Here is a 19,150-nt window from a genome sequence, read left to right as displayed (position 1 = left end):
GGCGGCGCTCGTCTTGTACTGAACACTCCAGAGCACCCCCACCCGCTTTTCGCAGGCCCCCATGCAAGCACTACTGCAAGAGATCCTCGACCAGGTCCGCCCGCTGCTCAGCCAGGGCCAGGTCGCCCAGTACATCCCCGCCCTCGCCCAGGTCGACCCGCACCAGCTCGGCATTGCCGTGCAGAGCCTGGACGGCCAGTTGCACTGCGCGGGCGATGCGCGCACGCCCTTTTCGATCCAGAGCATTTCCAAGGTCTTCAGCCTGGTCCAGGCAATCAACCACAGCGGCGAGGACATCTGGTCACGGCTGGGTTATGAACCCTCCGGCCAGGCTTTCAATTCGCTGGTGCAGCTGGAGGTGGAGAAAGGCCGCCCGCGCAATCCGTTCATCAACGCCGGGGCCCTGGTGATCTGCGACATCAACCAGTCCCGCTATGCCACGCCGCCCTTGTCGATGCGCGACTTCGTCCGGCGCCTGGCCGCCAACCCGCGCATCGTCAGCGACCCGGTGGTGGCCGAGTCGGAATACCAGCACCGCGCCCGCAACGCGGCGATGGCCTACCTGATGCAGGCCTTCGGCAACTTCCACAACGACGTCGATGCCGTGCTGCGCAGTTACTTCCACCACTGCGCGCTGTCGATGAACTGCATCGACGTGGCCCGTGGCTTTGCCTTCCTGGCCAACAGCGGCTATTGCCCGCACAGTCGCGAGCAGGTGCTCAGCCCGCGCCAGGCGCAGCAGGTGAATGCGATCATGGCCACCAGCGGGCTGTACGACGAAGCCGGCAACTTCGCCTACCGCGTGGGCCTGCCCGGCAAGAGCGGGGTCGGTGGCGGTATCGTCGCAGTGGTGCCGGGACGCTACAGCATCTGCGTGTGGTCGCCTGCGCTGAACGCCTCGGGCAACTCGCTGGCGGGCTTGCGCGCCCTGGAACTGCTCAGCGAACGGATCACCGGCTCGGTGTTTTCGGCAGTACCCTGAAGGGCCAGACACCTCACAAACGATTCCCCAGGCATGAAAAAACCCCGCCAGGGCAGCCCGGGCGGGGTTTCTTTGCTCAACCGACCGAGGGTCAGAAGAAGCTGTAGGTGTAGCTCACGATCAGGCGGTTCTCGTCCTGGTCGCGCTGGCCCGACACGTCGGTGCGCAGTGCAGCGTTACGCCATTGCACGCCCAGGCCCTTGAAGGTGCCTTCCTGAACGACGTAGGCGAGGCTGAAGTCACGTTCCCACTCCGAGCGGTCGGAACCGGCCGAGTTGACGTTGGTGCCCTTCAGGTAGATGGCGTTGGCGGTCAGGCCAGGCACGCCCAGAGCAGCGAAGTCGTAGGCGTACTGGGCCAGCCAGGTACGCTCGCCGGCGCGCTGGAACTTGCCGATCTGCACGTCGGTGATCAGGTACGCGGTGGAGCCATCGCCCTGGTTGAGGAACGGGAAGTCGCTGGTGCCGTTGACGCGCTGGTAACCGGCGCTCAGCGCGTGGCTGCCCAGCGAGTAGGTGAACTTGGCGCTCCAGGTGCGGTTGTCCACTTCGCCGTTGTTCTGGTAGCCCGAGGCGCGGTAGCCGGCCAGGCGGCCTTCGGTGCTGGCGTTCTTGCCGTCGGAATCGCTGTAGAAGTAACGCAGGTCGGACTTCAACGAGCCTACCGGCAGCGCCAGGTTGTGGGTCAGGCCCAGGAAGTGCTGCTTGTAGAAGTCGTCCAGGTTGCCGTAGTAGTACTGCAGCAACAGGTCTTTGCTCAGCTTGTAGTCGGCACCGGCGTAGTAGAAGGCATTGCTGCGACGGTTGGAGGTCGCGGTGGCCGGGTTGCCGTTGGAGCCGGCGATGGTCAGCGACTCCATGTTGGTGCTGTTACGGCCCTTGGCGTGCTCGAGCTTGCCGCCGATCAGGGTCAGGTTGTCGATCTCGTTGGAGGTGATCTGGCCACCCTCAAACGTTTGCGGCAACAGGCGACCGTCGTTGTAGGTCACGACCGGCAGCTTGGGCTGCAGTACGCCCAGCTTGGCTTCGGTCTTGGAGATCTTCACCTTGCCGGTCAGGCCCAGGCTGCTGAAATCGTCCACGGCACGGCCGCCGGAGTCGGTCGGGAACACGGTGCCGCCCTTGGCGACGCTGGTCGGGTTGTAGTGGGTACCCTTGCCCGAGTCCAGACGGAAACCGGTCAGGCCGATGGCGTCGACGCCGAAGCCCACAGTGCCCTGGGTGTAGCCGGAGGTGAAGTTGAAGATGAAGCCTTGGCCCCACTCTTCCTGCTTCGACGGGTTGGCAGTGCCGTTGCGGTTGTCGGAGTTGATGTAGAAGTTACGGGCAGTGACCGAAGCCTTGCTGTCTTCCACGAAACCTGCAGCCTGCGCCCCCAGCGACAGGCTGGCCAGGGCTACGGCCACTGGCAGTTTGATCTTATCCATGAATGCTCCTTCTGACTTTTTTTATAGGCCTCTCGCTGAGCACGAGGGCCGGGTACCGATACGCTGAATGTCGCGTGTTATTACTTTACCAATAACCGTGACGAAATTTTTATTCGATTATGCTATAGCGACCAAATGGTAGCAAAAAAGCACTATTCGGAGGGAGAAACCTTTCAGTTGCCTGACCCGGCGCAGGGTTTTGCAGGTAGGCTGGAGCTCCGGCGCACCGCAGCGCCGGACAGCCGACTACAAGGATGAATACATGCTGCGAATACTCGGCAAGGCCAGCTCCATCAACGTGCGCAAGGTGCTGTGGACGTGCGCAGAGCTCGACCTGCCCTTCGAACGTGAAGACTGGGGTTCGGGCTTCAGATCCACCCAGTCCCCGGAATTTCTCGCACTCAACCCCAACGCCCTGGTCCCGGTGATCCAGGATGGCGACCTGACGTTGTGGGAGTCCAACACCATCATCCGCTACCTCGCCAACCGCTATGGCCAGCCTGCGCTCTACCCCAGCGAAGCGGTGGCCAGAGCGCGTGTCGACCAATGGCTCGACTGGCAGGCCACCGACCTCAACCGCTCCTGGAGCTACGCCTTCATGTCGCGGGTCAGGCAGTGCACCGCACACCAGGACCCACAAGCGCTGCAAGCCAGCATCGAGCAGTGGTCGCGGCACATGCAGATGCTCGAACGGCAACTGCAAGGCACCGGCGCCTATGTTGCCGGCGCCTCGTTCAGCCTGGCAGACATCGCCATCGGACTGTCGGTGAACCGCTGGTTCGAGACGCCAATCGACCATCCGCCCCTGCCCGCCGTGGCGCTGTACCGTGAGCGTCTGAGCGAACGCGCCGGATACCGCCTGTATGGCCGCAATGGCACCCCCTGAACAACGTCACCGCCCTCAAGGCGCCCACACCGGGTCCTTGGCCATCAGCGCCGTCACCCAGTCGGCAAAGGCCCGGACCCGTGCCGACAGCGCCCGGGTCGGCGGGTAGACGAACGACATCGGCATGGTGCCCATCTGCCACTCGCCCAGCACCTCGACCAGGTGCCCGCGGCGGATGTGCACCTCGGCCTCGGCCCGGGGCAGGAAGGCCACGCCAAGCCCGGCCAGTACCGCCGCCGCCGTGGCACTGCCGCTGTTGAAGTACAGCGCCGGGGCGTGGTCGAGGGTGATCTGTTCACCCCCCCGGCTGAGCACGGGCGTGTAGCGGCGGTCGGTGGCGGGAAACTTGAAGCCCAGATGACGGTGCAAGGGCAGGTCGGCCGGCACCTCCAACGGTGGTGCCGAGGCCAGGTAGGACGGCGCCGCGCACAGGCAGAAGCGCATCACCCCGATCGGACGGCTGACCAGGTCCTGATCGACCACGGGTCCACCGCGAATGGCGCAATCCACGCCCTCCTGTACCAGGTCGACCACCCGCTCGCTGCAACGCACGTCGAGCACGATATCCGGGAACCTGGCGACGAAATCCGGCAGCGCCGGCACCACCAGCAGGATCCCCACCGGCGACGGCATCTCCACCTTGACCCGCCCGCGCACCGCGCTGCAGCTGTGCGACGCCGAGGCCTCCAGTTCGTACACATCCTCGAGGATGGAGCGGGCACGTTGGTAGTAGGCCGCGCCTTCGGTGGTGGTCGACACCTTGCGCGTGGTGCGGTGCAGCAGCTTGATCCCCAGCAGGTTCTCGAGCGCCTGGACCTGCCCCGAGACGGTGGTCTTGGCCAGGTTCAGCGACTCTGCCGCACGGCTGAAACTGCCCACCTCGACGATGCGGCAGAACGCACGCATCGCTTCCAGTCGATCAAATGCCATTGTCCGAGATTCCGTAAGAATAAAACGAATAGAGCTAGTTTATCCGTGAAACACCTTCTCTTAAAGTGCGCTCGTCCCCGTGGCAGATGACTGACCGGGCCACCCCCGCCCTCATCGCCCTCCCTGCCCCCTGCTTTCTTACTGAATCCGATTTAGCGCCTCACTGTGCGCGTCATTTGAGAGAACGCCATGAAAAACAGCCTCAAGATCCTCGTCCTGCTGACCGCGACCCTGCCCTTCTTCGCCCACGCCTCCGATGGCGGCGAAGCGCTGGAGCGCTTCCACGAGCGCCTGCGCGCCACCTTTGCCGAACAGGCCAAGGATATCGAGAAACGCAAGCAACAGACCTTGCAGGCCGCCGAGCAGCAGAAGCAGCCGTCGGCCGACGACAGCAAGCCACACCCGCAGCCGGCGTGCTGAACGCCCGTCCCATCCACCTCGTGTTCTTGTAAAGGATGATCCTGTGCGTGTCCGATTAGTCGCAGTTACCGGAATGATCACCACCGCCCTGCTGATCAGCGGGTGCAACCCAGCCGCCAGCCAGACCCCGGCCCCTGGCGCCCCCGACGTCGAAGTGACCCGCGTGGTCAGCCAGACGATCAAGACCTGGGACAGCTTCAATGGCCGGGTCAGCGCCACCGACACGGTGGCGATCCTGCCGCGTGTCGGTGGCTACATCACCCAGGTCGCCTACCGCGAAGGCGCCGAGGTGAAAAAGGGCGACCTGCTGTTCGTCATCGACCAGCGCCCCTACCGCAACGCCCTCGATAGCGCCCGCGCCCAGTTGCAACGCGCCCGGGCGTCGCTGGCGTTCGCCAGCCAGCAGGATCAACGCGCCCAGCAGCTGCTCAAGAGCAGCGCCGTCTCGCGCGAAGAAGCCGAACAGAAAAGCTCGGCCCGCGAGCAGGGCCTGGCCGAGGTGCGTGCCGCCGAGTCGGCGGTGGCCATCGCCGCGCTGAACCTGGAGTTCACCGAGGTCCGTGCGCCGATCGACGGGCGCACCAGCCGCGCCCAGCTGACCCTGGGCAACCTCGCCGTCGCCGACCAGTCGGTGCTGACCTCGGTGGTGTCCCAGGACCCGGTGCATGTCTATTTCGACCCCGACGAGCACAGCGTGCTCAAGTACCGCAAGGCCCTCGGCCAGGCGGGCAACACCGAGGTACGTATCGGCCTGGCGGACGACCAGGACTTCCCCTACACCGGCGAACTGAGCTTCATCGACAACCAGGTGAACCCCAGCACCGGCACCCTGCGCGCCAGGGCCACGGTGCACAACGCCGACCGCCTGCTGACCCCCGGGCTGTACGCCCGGGTCAGGCTCTCGGTAGGTTCGCCCGCACCGGCGACCCTGGTCCCGGACAGGGCCATCCTGACCGACCAGGACAAGCAGTACGTGTACGTGCTCGGCAACGACAACAAGGCCGAACGCCGCTACATCCAGACCGGGCAACGGCTCGAGCACCTGCGCGTGGTCACCGAAGGGCTCGGGGACAGCGACCAGGTCATCGTTTCCGGCGTGCAGAACATCCATGCCGGCGGCACTGCGGTCACCCCTCACGTCCTTCCTGGCGGCACTGCGGAACTCAAGGTCTCCAGCGCCGCGCAACACGCCCCGCAATAGCCAAAGGTTCCCGTCATGGACTTCTCCAAGTTCTTCATCGACCGGCCGATCTTCGCCATCGTCCTGTCGATCATCATCTTCGCCGCGGGCCTGGTGGCGATTCCGCTGCTGCCGGTGGGCGAGTACCCCGAGGTGGTACCCGCCACCGTGGTGGTCAAGGCCACCTACCCCGGCGCCAACCCCAAGGAAATCGCCGACTCGGTCGCCGTCCCGCTGGAAGAGGCGATCAACGGCGTCGAGGACATGATCTACCTCAAGTCGGTGGCCAGTTCCGATGGCACCCTGCAGGTGGTGGTGACCTTCAACGCCAAGGTCGATCCGGACACCGCTGCGGTGCGCGTGCAGAACCGGGTCAGCCAGGCCCTGTCGCGCCTGCCTGAGTCGGTGCGCCAGTACGGCGTCACCACGCAGAAGCAGTCGCCGACCCCGTTGATGTTCGTCGACATGTTCTCCAACAACGACCAGTTCGACGCCCTGTACCTGCGCAACTACCTGCGCCTGCACGTCAAGGACGAGCTTTCGCGCATTCCCGGTATCGGTGACGTGATCCTCTACGGATCGGGTGACTATGCCATGCGCATCTGGCTGGACCCGGACAAGCTCGCCGCGCGCAACCTCACCGCGCAGGACGCCATCAGCGCCATCCGCCAGCAGAACGTGCAGGTCTCGGCTGGCCAGCTGGGCGCCGAGCCCTCGCCGCAGGACAACGAGTTCCTCATCTCGATCAACGTCCAGGGCCGCCTGAAGACCGAACGTGAATTCGCCGACATCGTGCTCAAGAGCGGCGCCGACGGCCAGGTCACCCGCCTGGCCGACGTCGCGCGGGTGCAACTCGACTCCGGCGACTACACCCTGCGCGTGTTCCGCGGCAAGAACCAGGAAGTGGCGGTGGGCATCTTCCTCACCCCCGGGGCCAACGCCATCGAGGTGGCCAACGCGGTGTACGCCAAGCTCGACACCCTGTCCAAGGACTTCCCCGAAGGCGTGAGCTACCTCAGCGTGTGGGACCCGACGGTGTTCGTGCGCGAATCGATCAGCGCGGTGCAGCACACCCTGTTCGAGGCCATGGTGCTGATCGTGCTGGTAGTGGTGCTGTTCCTGCAGACGTGGCGTGCCTCGATCATTCCGCTGATCGCCGTGCCGGTGTCGATCGTCGGCACCTTCGCCTTCCTCTACCTGCTGGGCTACTCGGTCAACACCCTGACCCTGTTCGGCCTGGTGCTGGCGATCGGTATCGTGGTCGACGACGCCATCGTCGTGGTGGAGAACGTCGAGCGCAACATCGAGCTGGGGCTGACACCGCTACAGGCCGCCCACCAGGCGATGCGCGAGGTCTCGGGGCCGATCCTGGCCATCGGCCTGGTGCTGTGCGCGGTGTTCGTGCCGATGGCATTCATGAGCGGCGTCACCGGGCAGTTCTACAAGCAGTTCGCCGTCACCATCGCCATCTCCACGGTGATCTCGACGATCAACTCGCTGACCCTGTCACCGGCCCTGGCAGCCAAGCTGCTGCGCCACCACGACACCCCGCCCGATCGCCTGACGCGACTGATGAACGCGATGCTGGGCTGGCTGCTGCGCCCGTTCAACCGCTTCTTCAACCGCAGTTCGCAGCGCTATGAAGGCAGCATCGCGCGGATCCTGCCGCGCCGCGGCCTGGTGTTCGGCGTCTATGCCCTGTTGCTGGCCGTCACCGGCCTGCTGTTCAACACCATCCCCAGCGGTTTCATCCCCAACCAGGACAAGCTCTACCTGTTCGCCGGCGCCACCCTGCCGCCGGGCGCCTCGCTGGCCCGCTCCGATGCGGTGGCGCGGCAGATGTCGGCGATTGCCTCGAGCATCGAAGGGGTGGCCGACGCCAACTCCTACGTCGGCTCCAACGCCCTGCAGAACACCACCACGCCCAACCTGGTGACCTCCTACGTGCTGCTCAAACCGTTCTCGGAGCGTACCCGCAGCGCCGCCGACATCAACGCCGAACTCAACCGCAAGTTCGCCGCGATCAAGGATGGCACCGCCTATGCCCTGCTGCCGCCACCGATCCAGGGGCTGGGCAACGGGTCGGGTTACTCGCTGTTTCTCACCGACCGCGGCGGGCTGGGCTATGCCGCCTTGCAGAAAGCGCTCAACCGCTTCCAGGCCGAGGTGGCCAACACGCCGGGCATGACCTTCCCGGTCAGTTCCTACCAGTCGGACATCCCGCAACTGGAAGTCAAGGTCGATCGCATCAAGGCCCAGGCTCAGGGTGTGGAGTTGCCGGCGATCTTCGACACCCTGCAGATCTACCTGGGCTCGGTGTACGTCAACGACTTCAACATGCTCGGCCGTGTGTACCGGGTCATGGCCCAGGCCGACTCGCGCTCGCGCCAGAACGCCAGCGACATCGGCAACCTGCGGGTGCGCAACGTGCGTGGCGAGATGGTGCCGATCAGCGCCATGGTCGATATCGTGCCGACCTTCGGCCCGGATCCGGTGATGCGCTACAACGGCTACCCCGCCGCCGACCTGATCGGCGACGCCGATCCACGGGTGCTGTCCTCGGGCGAAGTCATCGGCAAGCTTCAGGAGATCGCTGCACGCACCCTGCCGCGGGGCATCGAACTGGAGTGGACCGACCTGAGCTACCAGCAGGTGACCCAGAGCAATACCGCAGCGATCGTCTTCCCGATTGCCGTGATGCTGGCGTTCCTGGTGCTGGCGGCGCTGTACGAGAGCTGGACCCTGCCGCTGGCGGTGATCCTGATCGTGCCGATCTGCATGTTCGCGGCGCTGACCGGCGTATGGCTGGCCGGGGGCGACAACAACGTGTTCGTCCAGGTGGGCCTGGTGGTGCTGATGGGCCTGGCGTGCAAGAACGCCATCCTGATCGTGGAGTTCGCCCGTGAACTGGAAATGCAGGGCCAGGGCACCGTCGAGGCGGCGCTGCAAGCCTGCCGCCTGCGCCTGCGGCCCATCGTCATGACTTCGGTAGCCTTCATTGCCGGTGCAGTGCCGCTGCTGGTCGGTACCGGTGCCGGCAGCGAAGTACGTCACGCCACGGGCGTCACGGTGTTCTGCGGCATGCTCGGGGTGACCTTCTTCGGCCTGTTCCTGACGCCGGTGTTCTACGTGGTGCTGCGAAAGCTTGGCGCAACCATTCCCAAACATCCGTCGCACATGACGCCCAACCCCACGGAGGGCCTGACCCATGAGTAAACCGGCAAGCTGGTCGCTGGCAGCATTGCTGGCGGTGCTGCAGGGCTGCACGGTGGGGCCGGACCATCACCGGCCGCAGGCCCCACAGATACCCGAGGCATTCTCCCAGGCCGGCGTGCAGGCCGACACTGGGGCCAACGCTGCGCACGACGCCTTCTGGAAGCGCTTCGACGACCCGCAGCTGACCGCGCTGGTGAATGCAACGCTGGCCAGCAACCATGACCTGCGCACGGCCCTGGCCAACTACGATGCCGCCAACGCCCTGCTGCGCCTGGCACGCTTCGACCAGATCCCCACCGTCACCCTGTCGGGTGAGGCCGGGCATCAGCGCCTGGCCAGCGACGAGGCCAACGGTGCTGCGCGCAGTCACGACCTGTACGGCAACAAGGTCTCGCTGGGCTGGGAGCTGGACTTCTTTGGCCGGGTGCGGCGTGCAGTGGAGTCGCAACAGGCCGAGACCGCCGCCCGGGCCAGCGACCTGCAGGCGTTGCAGGTCGCTGTGGTCAGCCAGGTGGCGACCACCTATATCGACCTGCGGGCCGCGCAGCGCATGCTGGAGCTGACCGAGGCCAACGCCGACAGCCAGCGCCAGACCCTGGCGATCGTGCAGGGCCGCCTGGACGGCGGCCGTGGCTCCAGCTACGACCTGTCCAGGACGCAGGCACAGCTCGACACCACCCTGTCGCGCGTCCCTCGCCTGCAGGCGCGTATCGCCGTGGACAAGCATCGCCTGGCAGTGCTGGCCGGCCTTGCACCGGCGGCGCTGGATGCCCAGCTGCAGCACTCGACCGGGCTGCCACGGTTACCGGACGCCATCGCCCCCGGCACACCGGCGCAGATCGTTCGCCGCCGCCCGGACGTCGCAGCGGCCGAGCAACGGCTGCACGCCGCGACCGCCCGCGTCGGGGTCGCCACTGCCGACCTGTTCCCGCGCCTGAGCCTGGGCGCAGCGCTGGGCAGCTATGCGTTCAATGGCTCGGGCCTGTACTCGGCGGCCAGCGAGTCGAACCTGGCCGTGCTGGGTATCGACTGGTCGTTCCTCGACGTCGGGCGGGTAAAGAGTCGCATTGCCGCGGCCGACGCCGAGGCAGCCGGGCGCCTGGCCAGCTATCAGCAGACCGTGCTGGTGGCGCTGGAGGATGTCGAGAACGCGCTGGTACGGTTGGCTCGCAGCAAGGAGGAAAGTACCCGGCTGGGCAGTGCGGCCGACGGCCTGCAGAACGCCGCCAACCTTTCCAGCGCGCGCTACCAGGCCGGGGCCATCGAGCTGTTCGAACTGCTCGATGTGCAGCGCTCGCTCTACGAAGCCCAGCTCGCCCAGGCCGACAGCCAGGCTGCCAGCAGCAGCCGCGCCGTCGACCTGTATGTCGCGCTGGCAGGTGGCTGGCCGCAGTATCCGCTACAGGTGCAGTAGCGATACGTTGCTGGCCGCCCCGCCTCGCCTGCCGCTGCTCGCACCAGCGGCAGGCCGTTCCCTTCCCCATCGCGCCCACAGCCATAGGTGTGATGCGCTACTCGACAACTGCAGGCCGGGCTTGCGCACTGTTCGCCGACCGCTCGCAATGAGCGGCGACGACGCCAACGTTTGCGCGGATCAACGGTCATCCACAGAGTGACCAACGGGTCACTCCAGTGACCATTCGTCCCCTACACTGCAGATTCGGCCCGTGTCTTGCTCCGCAATCGAGTGACGAAAATAAGTCGAACTTTCCAAAACACGGGCAGGTCAGCAAGTAAGTAGGCCACGCAACGGGACTTCCTCACGCGTCAGCCGCACACCCCACACTGTCCAGGCGCCTGTCGGCCGGAACGCCGCTCGTGCTGTGCCTGCGCGCACGAATCAGGGGCAAGGACCGCATCACCAGCATGCAGAACGTCAAGGCGAGAACCTACACCGGATAAACACCACGGGTGCCTGCACCCGCCAGTACAAGGGACGGAGAGAAGTATGATCAGTGCCGCTGTCGAGCCTCACGCAGAATCATTCAACCCGGATAACCGCGAGCCCGTGACCCCAGGCTTCGCCACGACAGGCAAGGCACCCGGTACTCAGCGCCGTCACAACCCGCACAAGCGCAAGGTGCTGTTCGTCACCTCGGAAATCGCCGACCTGGTCAAGACCGGCGGCCTGGGCGACGTCTCCTCCGCTCTGCCACGGGCACTTGCCCACCTGCACGATGTGCGGGTGCTGATTCCCGGCTATCCACAGGTGGTCGACAGCGACAATCCGATCCATATCGTCGGCGAACTGGGCGGCCACGCCGCGCTGCCGCCGTGCAAGATCGGACGCATGGACCTGGCCGACGGTCTGGTCATCTATGTGGTGATCTGCCCCGAACTGTACCAGCGCGAGGGCACCCCCTACGGTGCCAACAACGGCCGCGACTGGCCGGACAACCACATCCGCTTCGCCCGCCTGGGCCTGGCTGCCGCAGAGATCGCCGCAGGCGACGCAATGGCGCACTGGCGCCCCGATCTGGTGCACGCCCATGACTGGCCTGCAGGTCTTGCCCCCGCCTACATGCACTGGCGCGGGCTGAACACCCCGACCCTGTTCACCATTCACAACCTGGCCTACCAGGGTGTGTACAGCCGTGGCTGCAGCCCGGAGCTGGCGATTCCCGACCACGCCATGCAGCAGGAAGGCATGGAGTTCTACGGCAAGCTGTCGTTCCTCAAGGCCGGGCTCGCCTATTCCAGCCACATCACCACGGTCAGCGCCACCTACGCCCGGGAAATCACCACCCCCGAGTTCGGCTGCGGCCTGGATGGATTTCTGGCCAGCAAGGCCCAGCTAGGCCTGCTCGGCGGCATCCCCAACGGCATCGACGAAAGCTGGGATTCGGCCACCGACTCGCACCTGCTGCACAATTTCAGCATCAACGACTGGGACGGCAAGGCGCGCAACGCCGAGCAGGTGCGCGAGCTGTTCGGCCTCGAGCCGTCGCACGGCCCGCTGTTCGCCGTGGTGTCGCGACTGGTCTACCAGAAAGGCCTGGACCTGACCCTGGGTGTGGCCGACGACATCGTCCGCCAGGGCGGGCAGATCGCGATCATCGGCCGTGGCGAGCCCGAGGAAGAACAGGCCATGCGTGAGCTGGCGCTGCGCCACCCGGGCCGCATCGGCGTGCGCATCGGGTTCAACGAAACCGACGCCCGGCGCATGTTCGCCGGCAGTGATTTCCTGCTGATGCCGTCGCGCTACGAGCCCTGCGGCCTCAGCCAGATGTACGCCCAGCGCTTCGGCTCGCTGCCGGTGGCGCGCAATACCGGCGGGCTGGCCGACACCATCGAGGATGGCGTCACCGGCTTCCTGTTCGACGAATCGACCGTGGAAAGCTACCGCGAGGCCCTGGCCCGCGCCTTCTACGTGCACGGCAAGAAGGGCCTGCTCAACGCCATGCGCTGCCTGTCCATGACCCAACCGTTCAACTGGTGCCAGGCGGTGGAGCCCTATGCCCGCCTGTACGAGGAACTGGTCTGCCAGGCACACAGCGGTCACTATTGAGCGAGGGCTTCGAAGATGCACAGGCATGGCGCACAGTTACTGGACGCCACGTCGGCGCGCTTCGCCCTCTGGGCGCCGGATGCGCGCAACGTGAGCGTGGAAATCGAGCGGCAGCCGTCCGTCGAGCTGCTGCCCGAAGGAGACGGCTGGTTCATCGGCATCGCCCCCTGCCAGGCGGGCGATCGCTACCATTTCAGGATCGACGACCATCTGCAGGTGGCCGACCCGGCGTCGCGCTACCAGCCTGACGGCGTGCAGGGCCCCAGCCAGATCGTCGATACCCGCAGCCATACCTGGCAGCACCCATGGCAGGGCCGCCCCTGGCACGAAGCCGTGATCCAGGAGGTGCACACAGGCCTGCTCGGCGGCTACCCAGGTGTCGCCCGCGAGCTGCCACGCCTGGCCGAGCTGGGCATCACCGCCATCGAGCTGATGCCGCTCAACCAGTTCCCCGGCGAGCGCAACTGGGGCTACGACGGCGCCCTGCCCTTCGCCCCGCACAACAGCTACGGCAGCCCGGAGCAACTGCGCGAACTGATCGACCAGGCCCATGGCCACCGGCTCATGGTGATGCTCGACGTGGTCTACAACCACTTCGGCCCGGACGGCAACTACCTGCCCCGCTACGCCAGCCGCTTTTTCCGCGAGGACCGCCAGACGCCCTGGGGCGCGGCCATCGATTTCCGCCGCGCCGAGGTGCGCGAGTTCTTCATCCAGAACGCCCTGATGTGGCTGTGCGACTACCGTTTCGACGGCCTGCGCCTGGACGCCGTGCACGCCATCGACCAGCCGGACTTTCTCGTCGAGCTGGCCCGCCGCGTGCGCGCCGCCGTGGAACCTGGCCGCCAGGTGTGGCTGGTGCTGGAGAACGAACACAACCAGGCGACGCTGCTCGAGCAGGGCTTCGACGCCCAGTGGAACGACGATGGCCACAACGCCCTGCACGTGCTGCTGACCGGCGAGACCGAAGGCTATTACCAGGACTACAAGGATCGCCCCATCGCCAAGCTGGCCCGCTGCCTGGGCGAAGGCTTCGTGTTCCAGGGCGAACCGAACCGTCATGGCGAGCCGCGCGGCGAACCCAGCGCGCACCTGCCACCCAGCGCCTTCGTGCTGTTCCTGCAGAACCACGACCAGATCGGCAACCGCGCCCTGGGCGAGCGCCTCAGCCGCCTGTGCCCGCCGCAGGCGCTGCGCGCGGCCACCGGGCTGTTGCTGCTGGCACCGATGATCCCGCTGCTGTTCATGGGCGACGAAGAAGGCAGCTGCCGGCCATTCCTGTTCTTCACCGACTTCCATGACGAACTGGCCGATGCGGTGCGCGAGGGCCGGCGCGGCGAGTTCGCCCACTTCGCCGCCTTCGCCGACCCGCAACAGCGCGCGCTCATTCCCGACCCCAACGCCCCGGACACCTTCGAGGCCTCGCGACCTGCCTGCAAGGAAGTGCTCGCCGGCTGGCACGGCCTGTACCACCAGCTACTCGACATCCGCCACCGCGAGATCGTCCCGCGCCTGCCCGGCAGCCGCGCACTCGGCGCGCAGGTGCTGGGCGACAAGGCGCTCAGTGCGCGCTGGCGAATGGGCGATGGCCGCGAGCTGCGAATCGATCTGAACCTTGGCGCCGTTGCGCAGCCCATAACTCTGCCGGGCGCCGAAACGCGCCTGTTCGACAGCAGCGACAACGCCCACCCGGACTCGACCCTGGCAGCGTTCAGCTGTGTGGTCAGCCTGCTTCCCTCTAGCCTGGAGACGCCATGAGCGAACTGCCCCTGCACCGCCTGGCCGCCCGCGTCGGCCTGGCCCGCGACTGGACGGACGCCAATGACCGGCCCCAGCAGGTGACCGATGATGCCCTGCGCCGGGTCCTGCAAGGGCTTGGCCATGCGGCCGAGGATGACGCGGCCGTCGCCCGCAGCCTTGCCGCCCTCGAAGAGGGCGAAGAGGGCCAGCACCTGCCACCGCTGCTGACTGCCGACCTCGGCCAGCCGCTGCAGCTGTTGCCCTGGTTCGCCCCAGGCAGCACGGTGGCCTGCACCCTGGAAGACGGCAGCCTGCAGCGCCTGACCCTAGACGCCGACGCTCACCTGCCCGGCGAACTGCCGGTCGGCTACCACCGCCTGCACATCGATGATCGCGCGTTCACCGTCGCCGTCGCTCCGCCACGCTGCTACAGCCTTGCCGACATCGCCGACCCGGCGCCTGCGCGCAGCTGGGGCCTGGCGGTGCAGCTGTACAGCCTGCGCCGCCCGGGCGACGGCGGCTACGGCGACTGCCTGGCCCTGGAGCAACTGGCGCGCAACGCCGCCGAGCGGGGTGCCGATGCCCTGGCGATCAGCCCTATCCACGCGCTGTCGATGTACGACCAGCAGCATTTCAGCCCCTACTCGCCGTCCAGCCGCCTGTTGCTCAACACCCTCTATGCCAGCCCGTCCGTGCTGCTGGGTGAGCGCGAAGTGCGCATGGCGGCGGAGGCGGCGGGCCTGACCCAGAGCCTGGAAGACCTCGAGCAGCAGTCGCTGGTCGACTGGCCGCGCGCCGCCGACGTGCGGCACAAGCTGCTCAGGGCGCTGTACGAGGACTTCAGCCAGCGCGAGCATCCGCTGCGCCAGGACTTCGACAGCTTTCGCGATAGCGCCGGAGAAGCCCTGGAGCATCATTGCCGCTTCGAGGTGCTGCAGGCCGAGGCCGTCGAGCAAGGTCTGGGCGCCGACTGGCGCAAATGGCCAGATGCCTGGCGCAGCCCGGACGCCGTGGAAGTGCAGGCCATGGCGGCGGCGTACCCGGCGCGCGTCGAATTCCACGCGTTCTGCCAATGGCTCACCGAGCGCAGCCTGCAACGCGCCCAGGATGCGGCGCGCAGCAATGGCATGGGCATCGGCCTGATCGCTGACCTGGCGGTGGGCGCCGACGGTGCCGGCAGCCAGGCCTGGAGCCGCCAGGACGAACTGCTGGCCGACCTCAAGGTTGGCGCGCCGCCCGACATCCTCAACCGCTCGGGCCAGGACTGGGGCATCTGCGCCTTCTCGCCCGAGGGCCTCAAGCGCAACGGCTACCGCGCCTTCATCGAAATGCTGCGGGCCAACCTGGCCCATGCCGGCGGCCTGCGCATCGACCATATCATGGGCTTGCGCCGCCTGTGGCTGATCCCGCGCGGATCCCGCCCGAGCGAAGGCGCTTACCTGAACTACCCCATCGAAGACTTGCTGCGCCTCTTGGCCCTGGAGTCGGCACGTCATCGTGCGGTGATCCTCGGCGAAGACCTCGGCACCGTGCCGGCCGGGCTGCGCGAGCAGTTGGCCGAAAAAGCCGTGCTGGGCATGCGCGTGCTGCCGTTCGAGCAGACCTCGCCCGGACGTTTCAAGCCGATTCTCGACTGGCCCGACAGCGCTCTGGCCACCACCGGCACCCACGACCTGGCGCCCCTGGCCGGCTGGCTGCGTGCCCGCGACATCGACTGGAACCACCGTCTGCAACTGATCGACGCGGCCACCGAACTGCACTGGCGCCATGAACGCGAACAGGAAATCCATGGCCTGCGCCGCAGCCTGGAAGCCAACTACGGACCCTTGAAGGACAACGACGCCTTGATCGATGCCGCCATCCGCTATGTCGGCCACACCCGCGCTCCGCTGGTGCTGGTGCCGCTGGAAGACCTGCTCGGCCGCGACGAGCAACCCAATCTGCCCGGCACCACCGACGGCCACCCCAACTGGCGACGGCGCTTCGCCCTGCCGGTGCGCGACCTGCTCGACGACGAAGACGCCGCGCGCCGCCTGGAGCTGCTGGCGCAAGCCCGCGAGCAAGCCTGGGAGCGCGACCGATGAAGCCCGTCACCGCCACCCAGCGCCTGCAGTTGCACAGCGACTTCACCCTCGACGATGCCGTGCCGCTGGTGCCCTACTTCGCCCGTCTGGGCATCAGCCACCTGTATGCCTCGCCGATCCTCAAGGCGCGTGCCGGCTCGCGGCACGGCTACGATGTGGTAGACCCGACCCGAATCAACCCCGAACTGGGCGGTGAAGCCGCCCTCGAACGGCTGGTGGCCGCCCTGCGCCAGCATGGCATGGGGCTGATCCTCGACACCGTGTCCAACCACATGGCCGTCGGCGGCGCCGACAACCCCTGGTGGCAGAACCTGCTGGCCTGGGGGCGACGCAGCCCCTATGCCGAATTCTTCGACATCCAGTGGCACTCCAGCGACCCGCTGCTGGCCGGCCAGCTGCTGCTGCCGTTCCTGGGCAACGACTACGGCATCGCCCTGCGCGACGGCGAGATCCCGCTGACCTTCGATGCCGACCAGGGGCTGCTGCAGATCGAGCACTACGAGCACCGCTTCCCGATCTGCCCGCTGGATTACGCACGGGTGCTCGGGCAGAGCGACGAGCCTTCGCTGCAAGCGCTGGGCACGCGCTTCAGTGCACTGGGCGAGGCGGCCGACCCGCTGGCCGAGAGCCTGGTGCTGCAGGCCGAACTGGCGCGCCTGGTACGTGGCGGCGCGCGTCTGGAACAGGCGCTGGCGGCCTTCGACAGCCGCAGCGAGGCTGGCTTCAAGCGCCTGCACCTGCTGCTCGAACGCCAGACCTACCGCCTGGCCAGCTGGCGCACCGCCGCCGATGACATCAACTGGCGACGCTTCTTCGACATCAACGAACTGGGCGGCCTGCGCGTGGAGCGCGCCACGGTATTCGAGGCGACCCACGCCAAGCTGTTCGAGCTGATCGGCCGCGGCCTGGTCGACGGCCTGCGCATCGACCACATCGACGGCCTGGCCGACCCGCGCCGCTACTGCCGCAACCTGCGCCGCCGGGTCGATCACCTGTTGGCGCAGCGCCCGTTGGAGGCAGCACTGGAGCACTTCCCGATCTACGTGGAAAAGATCCTCGGCAGCGGCGAGCACCTGCACCAGGACTGGCTGACCGATGGCACCACCGGCTACGAATTCATGAACCAGGTTTCGCTGCTGCAGCACGATCCGGCTGGCGAGGCGCCGTTGACCGAGCTCTGGCACAGCGTCAGCGAGCGGCCCGACTTCGACGAGGAAGTGCGCAGCGCGCGGCATCTGGTACTCAACGCCAGCCTGGCCGGCGATTGCGAATCGGTGGCCCAGGCGCTGCTGCAGGTCGCCCGCGACGACCTGATGACCCGCGACCTGACCCTCGGCGCCATCCGTCGTGCGCTGCAGGCGCTGGTCGCGCATTACCCGGTGTACCGCACCTACATCAATGCCTGTGGCCGCCCGCAGCAGGACGAGGCGTTCTTCCAGCAGGCGCTGGAAGGCGCCCGGCAGTCCCTTGGCGAGGCCGACTGGCCGCTGCTCGAGCACTTCGAGCGCTGGCTCGGTGGCCAGGCCCTGCGCGAGCTGCCCGTGGGCCGCGCGCGCAAGCGCCTGCGCCATGCCTGCGTGCGCTTCCAGCAGCTGACCGCACCCAGCGCTGCCAAGGCCGTCGAGGATACCGCCTTCTACCGCAGTGCGCGCCTGCTCTCGCGCAACGATGTGGGGTTCGAGGCCGAGCGCTTCAGCGCCTCGCCCGCCGAGTTCCACAACGAAGCCCAGCGCCGCCTGCGCGACTTCCCCGACAACCTGCTGGCCACCGCCACCCACGACCACAAGCGCGGCGAAGACTGCCGCGCACGCCTGGCGGTGCTCAGCGAACACGGGCCGTGGCTGGCCAGCCGTGTCGAACACTGGCGCGAACTGGCCCAGCCGCTGCTCGACGGGCTCGAAGACGGCCCGGCACCCAGCCCTGGCGATGAACTGCTGCTGTTCCAGACCCTGCTCGCCAGCTGGCCGCTGGAGCTGCAGCGCGACGACAGCCACGGCCTGAAAGCCTTTGCCGAACGCGTTGCCCAGTGGCAGCGCAAGGCGCTGCGCGAAGCCAAGCTGCGCAGCAGCTGGGCCGCGCCGAACGAAGGCTACGAACAGGCCTGTGCGCGCTACCTGGACGGCGTGCTGCTCGACCCGCAGAACCAGCAACTGCGCCACTCGCTGGCCGATGCCGCCGAGCGTATCGCCTGCCCTGGCGCGCTCAACGGCCTGGTCCAGTGCCTGCTGCGCATGACCACTCCGGGCGTACCCGACCTGTACCAGGGCAACGAATACTGGGACCTGAGCCTGGTCGATCCGGACAATCGCCGCCCGGTCGACTACCCCGCCCGCCGGGCCAGCCTCGACGACAGCCTGGGCGCCGCCGAGCTGCTCGAACACTGGCGCGACGGACGCATCAAGCAGGCCCTGATCGCCCGGGTGCTGGACCTGCGCCAGGCACACCCGCAGCTGTTCCTGCGCGGCGCCTACCTGCCGCTCAACGTCCAGGGCCGCCATGCCGACAAGGTGCTGGCATTCGCCCGTCTGGGCGAGGGTGAGCGCGCCATCGTCGTGGTGCCGCGCCTGGCCAGCACCCTGCTGGGCGCCTCCTCCATACCCCTGATCCCGGCGCAGAACTGGGACGATACCCGGCTGGTCCTGCCGTTTGCCTTGTCGCCTGCCACTTGCTCGGGACTTTTCCCACACAACGCTGTCAGCCCTTCTAGGGAGCTGATGCTGAGCGATGTGCTGTCGGAATTTCCGCTCAACCTGTTGCTTGAACCTGCATGAAACTTCA

12 protein-coding genes are annotated in these 19,150 nt (G+C 67.0%); 10 read left to right on the top strand and 2 right to left on the bottom strand.

Annotated features, from left to right (window positions below):
- Nucleotides 1–61: 61 nt before the first annotated feature.
- Nucleotides 62–982, top strand: coding sequence for a glutaminase B (gene glsB / locus AC1TXO_RS10050; RefSeq protein ID WP_486406162.1), 921 nt, complete (start codon nt 62–64; stop codon nt 980–982).
- 91 nt (nt 983–1,073) lie between these two features.
- Here the strand turns inward: glsB and AC1TXO_RS10045 are convergent, their stop codons facing one another.
- On the bottom strand, nt 1,074–2,408 hold the full coding sequence (locus tag AC1TXO_RS10045) for an OprD family porin (protein WP_486406161.1): 1,335 nt from the start codon (nt 2,406–2,408) through the stop codon (nt 1,074–1,076).
- A gap of 262 nt (nt 2,409–2,670) precedes the next feature.
- Here AC1TXO_RS10045 and AC1TXO_RS10040 point away from each other — a divergent pair, with 262 nt between their 5' ends.
- Complete coding sequence (locus tag AC1TXO_RS10040) at nt 2,671–3,294, top strand: glutathione S-transferase family protein (RefSeq protein ID WP_486406160.1); 624 nt, start codon at nt 2,671–2,673, stop codon at nt 3,292–3,294.
- Nucleotides 3,295–3,309: 15 nt separating this feature from the next.
- Here the strand turns inward: AC1TXO_RS10040 and AC1TXO_RS10035 are convergent, their stop codons facing one another.
- Entirely contained in the window at nt 3,310–4,224 is a 915-nt protein-coding gene (locus AC1TXO_RS10035; RefSeq protein WP_486406159.1) for a LysR family transcriptional regulator, read from the bottom strand.
- Between the two features lie 189 nt (nt 4,225–4,413).
- Here AC1TXO_RS10035 and AC1TXO_RS10030 point away from each other — a divergent pair, with 189 nt between their 5' ends.
- From AC1TXO_RS10030 to AC1TXO_RS09995, 8 genes are all read left to right on the top strand, one after another.
- Complete coding sequence (locus AC1TXO_RS10030; RefSeq protein ID WP_486406158.1) at nt 4,414–4,644, top strand: hypothetical protein; 231 nt, start codon at nt 4,414–4,416, stop codon at nt 4,642–4,644.
- Nucleotides 4,645–4,717: 73 nt separating this feature from the next.
- Nucleotides 4,718–5,845: an efflux RND transporter periplasmic adaptor subunit gene (locus AC1TXO_RS10025; protein ID WP_486406157.1), complete on the top strand. Its 1,128-nt coding sequence runs from the start codon at nt 4,718–4,720 to the stop codon at nt 5,843–5,845.
- Between the two features lie 15 nt (nt 5,846–5,860).
- A complete protein-coding gene (locus AC1TXO_RS10020) occupies nt 5,861–9,040 on the top strand; it encodes an efflux RND transporter permease subunit (protein WP_486406156.1) in 3,180 nt (1,059 codons plus the stop codon).
- The gene (locus AC1TXO_RS10015; protein WP_486406155.1) at nt 9,033–10,454 is read left to right on the top strand and encodes an efflux transporter outer membrane subunit; all 1,422 of its coding nucleotides are present in this window, start codon (nt 9,033–9,035) and stop codon (nt 10,452–10,454) included. Before AC1TXO_RS10020 ends, AC1TXO_RS10015 begins: the two co-directional genes overlap by 8 nt.
- A gap of 534 nt (nt 10,455–10,988) precedes the next feature.
- Nucleotides 10,989–12,548 carry a glycogen synthase GlgA gene (gene glgA, locus AC1TXO_RS10010; protein ID WP_486406154.1) on the top strand — a complete coding sequence of 520 codons (1,560 nt, stop codon included), beginning with the start codon at nt 10,989–10,991 and terminating at the stop codon, nt 12,546–12,548.
- Nucleotides 12,549–12,563: 15 nt separating this feature from the next.
- Entirely contained in the window at nt 12,564–14,306 is a 1,743-nt protein-coding gene (gene treZ, locus AC1TXO_RS10005) for a malto-oligosyltrehalose trehalohydrolase (RefSeq protein ID WP_486406153.1), read from the top strand.
- Nucleotides 14,303–16,372 (top strand): 4-alpha-glucanotransferase, encoded by a 2,070-nt coding sequence (malQ, locus tag AC1TXO_RS10000; protein WP_486406152.1) that lies wholly within the window; start codon nt 14,303–14,305, stop codon nt 16,370–16,372. The genes treZ and malQ overlap by 4 nt, the downstream gene beginning before the upstream one ends.
- On the top strand, nt 16,369–19,143 hold the full coding sequence (locus tag AC1TXO_RS09995; protein ID WP_486406151.1) for a malto-oligosyltrehalose synthase: 2,775 nt from the start codon (nt 16,369–16,371) through the stop codon (nt 19,141–19,143). Before malQ ends, AC1TXO_RS09995 begins: the two co-directional genes overlap by 4 nt.
- Nucleotides 19,144–19,150 lie beyond the last annotated feature (7 nt).

Source organism: Pseudomonas sp. FA117 (assembly GCF_057370475.1).
The sequence above is the reverse complement of the archived record's forward strand: the minus strand, read 5'-3'. Positions and strand labels throughout refer to the sequence as shown.

What these genes read in the sequence shown, in the direction of transcription:
- glsB (WP_486406162.1), top strand. Translation starts at nt 62, where the DNA reads ATGCAAGCACTACTGCAAGAGATCCTCGACCAGGTCCGCCCGCTGCTC.
- AC1TXO_RS10045 (WP_486406161.1), bottom strand. Translation starts at nt 2,408, where the DNA reads ATGGATAAGATCAAACTGCCAGTGGCCGTAGCCCTGGCCAGCCTGTCG.
- AC1TXO_RS10040 (WP_486406160.1), top strand. Translation starts at nt 2,671, where the DNA reads ATGCTGCGAATACTCGGCAAGGCCAGCTCCATCAACGTGCGCAAGGTG.
- AC1TXO_RS10035 (WP_486406159.1), bottom strand. Translation starts at nt 4,224, where the DNA reads ATGGCATTTGATCGACTGGAAGCGATGCGTGCGTTCTGCCGCATCGTC.
- AC1TXO_RS10030 (WP_486406158.1), top strand. Translation starts at nt 4,414, where the DNA reads ATGAAAAACAGCCTCAAGATCCTCGTCCTGCTGACCGCGACCCTGCCC.
- AC1TXO_RS10025 (WP_486406157.1), top strand. Translation starts at nt 4,718, where the DNA reads ATGATCACCACCGCCCTGCTGATCAGCGGGTGCAACCCAGCCGCCAGC.
- AC1TXO_RS10020 (WP_486406156.1), top strand. Translation starts at nt 5,861, where the DNA reads ATGGACTTCTCCAAGTTCTTCATCGACCGGCCGATCTTCGCCATCGTC.
- AC1TXO_RS10015 (WP_486406155.1), top strand. Translation starts at nt 9,033, where the DNA reads ATGAGTAAACCGGCAAGCTGGTCGCTGGCAGCATTGCTGGCGGTGCTG.
- glgA (WP_486406154.1), top strand. Translation starts at nt 10,989, where the DNA reads ATGATCAGTGCCGCTGTCGAGCCTCACGCAGAATCATTCAACCCGGAT.
- treZ (WP_486406153.1), top strand. Translation starts at nt 12,564, where the DNA reads ATGCACAGGCATGGCGCACAGTTACTGGACGCCACGTCGGCGCGCTTC.
- malQ (WP_486406152.1), top strand. Translation starts at nt 14,303, where the DNA reads ATGAGCGAACTGCCCCTGCACCGCCTGGCCGCCCGCGTCGGCCTGGCC.
- AC1TXO_RS09995 (WP_486406151.1), top strand. Translation starts at nt 16,369, where the DNA reads ATGAAGCCCGTCACCGCCACCCAGCGCCTGCAGTTGCACAGCGACTTC.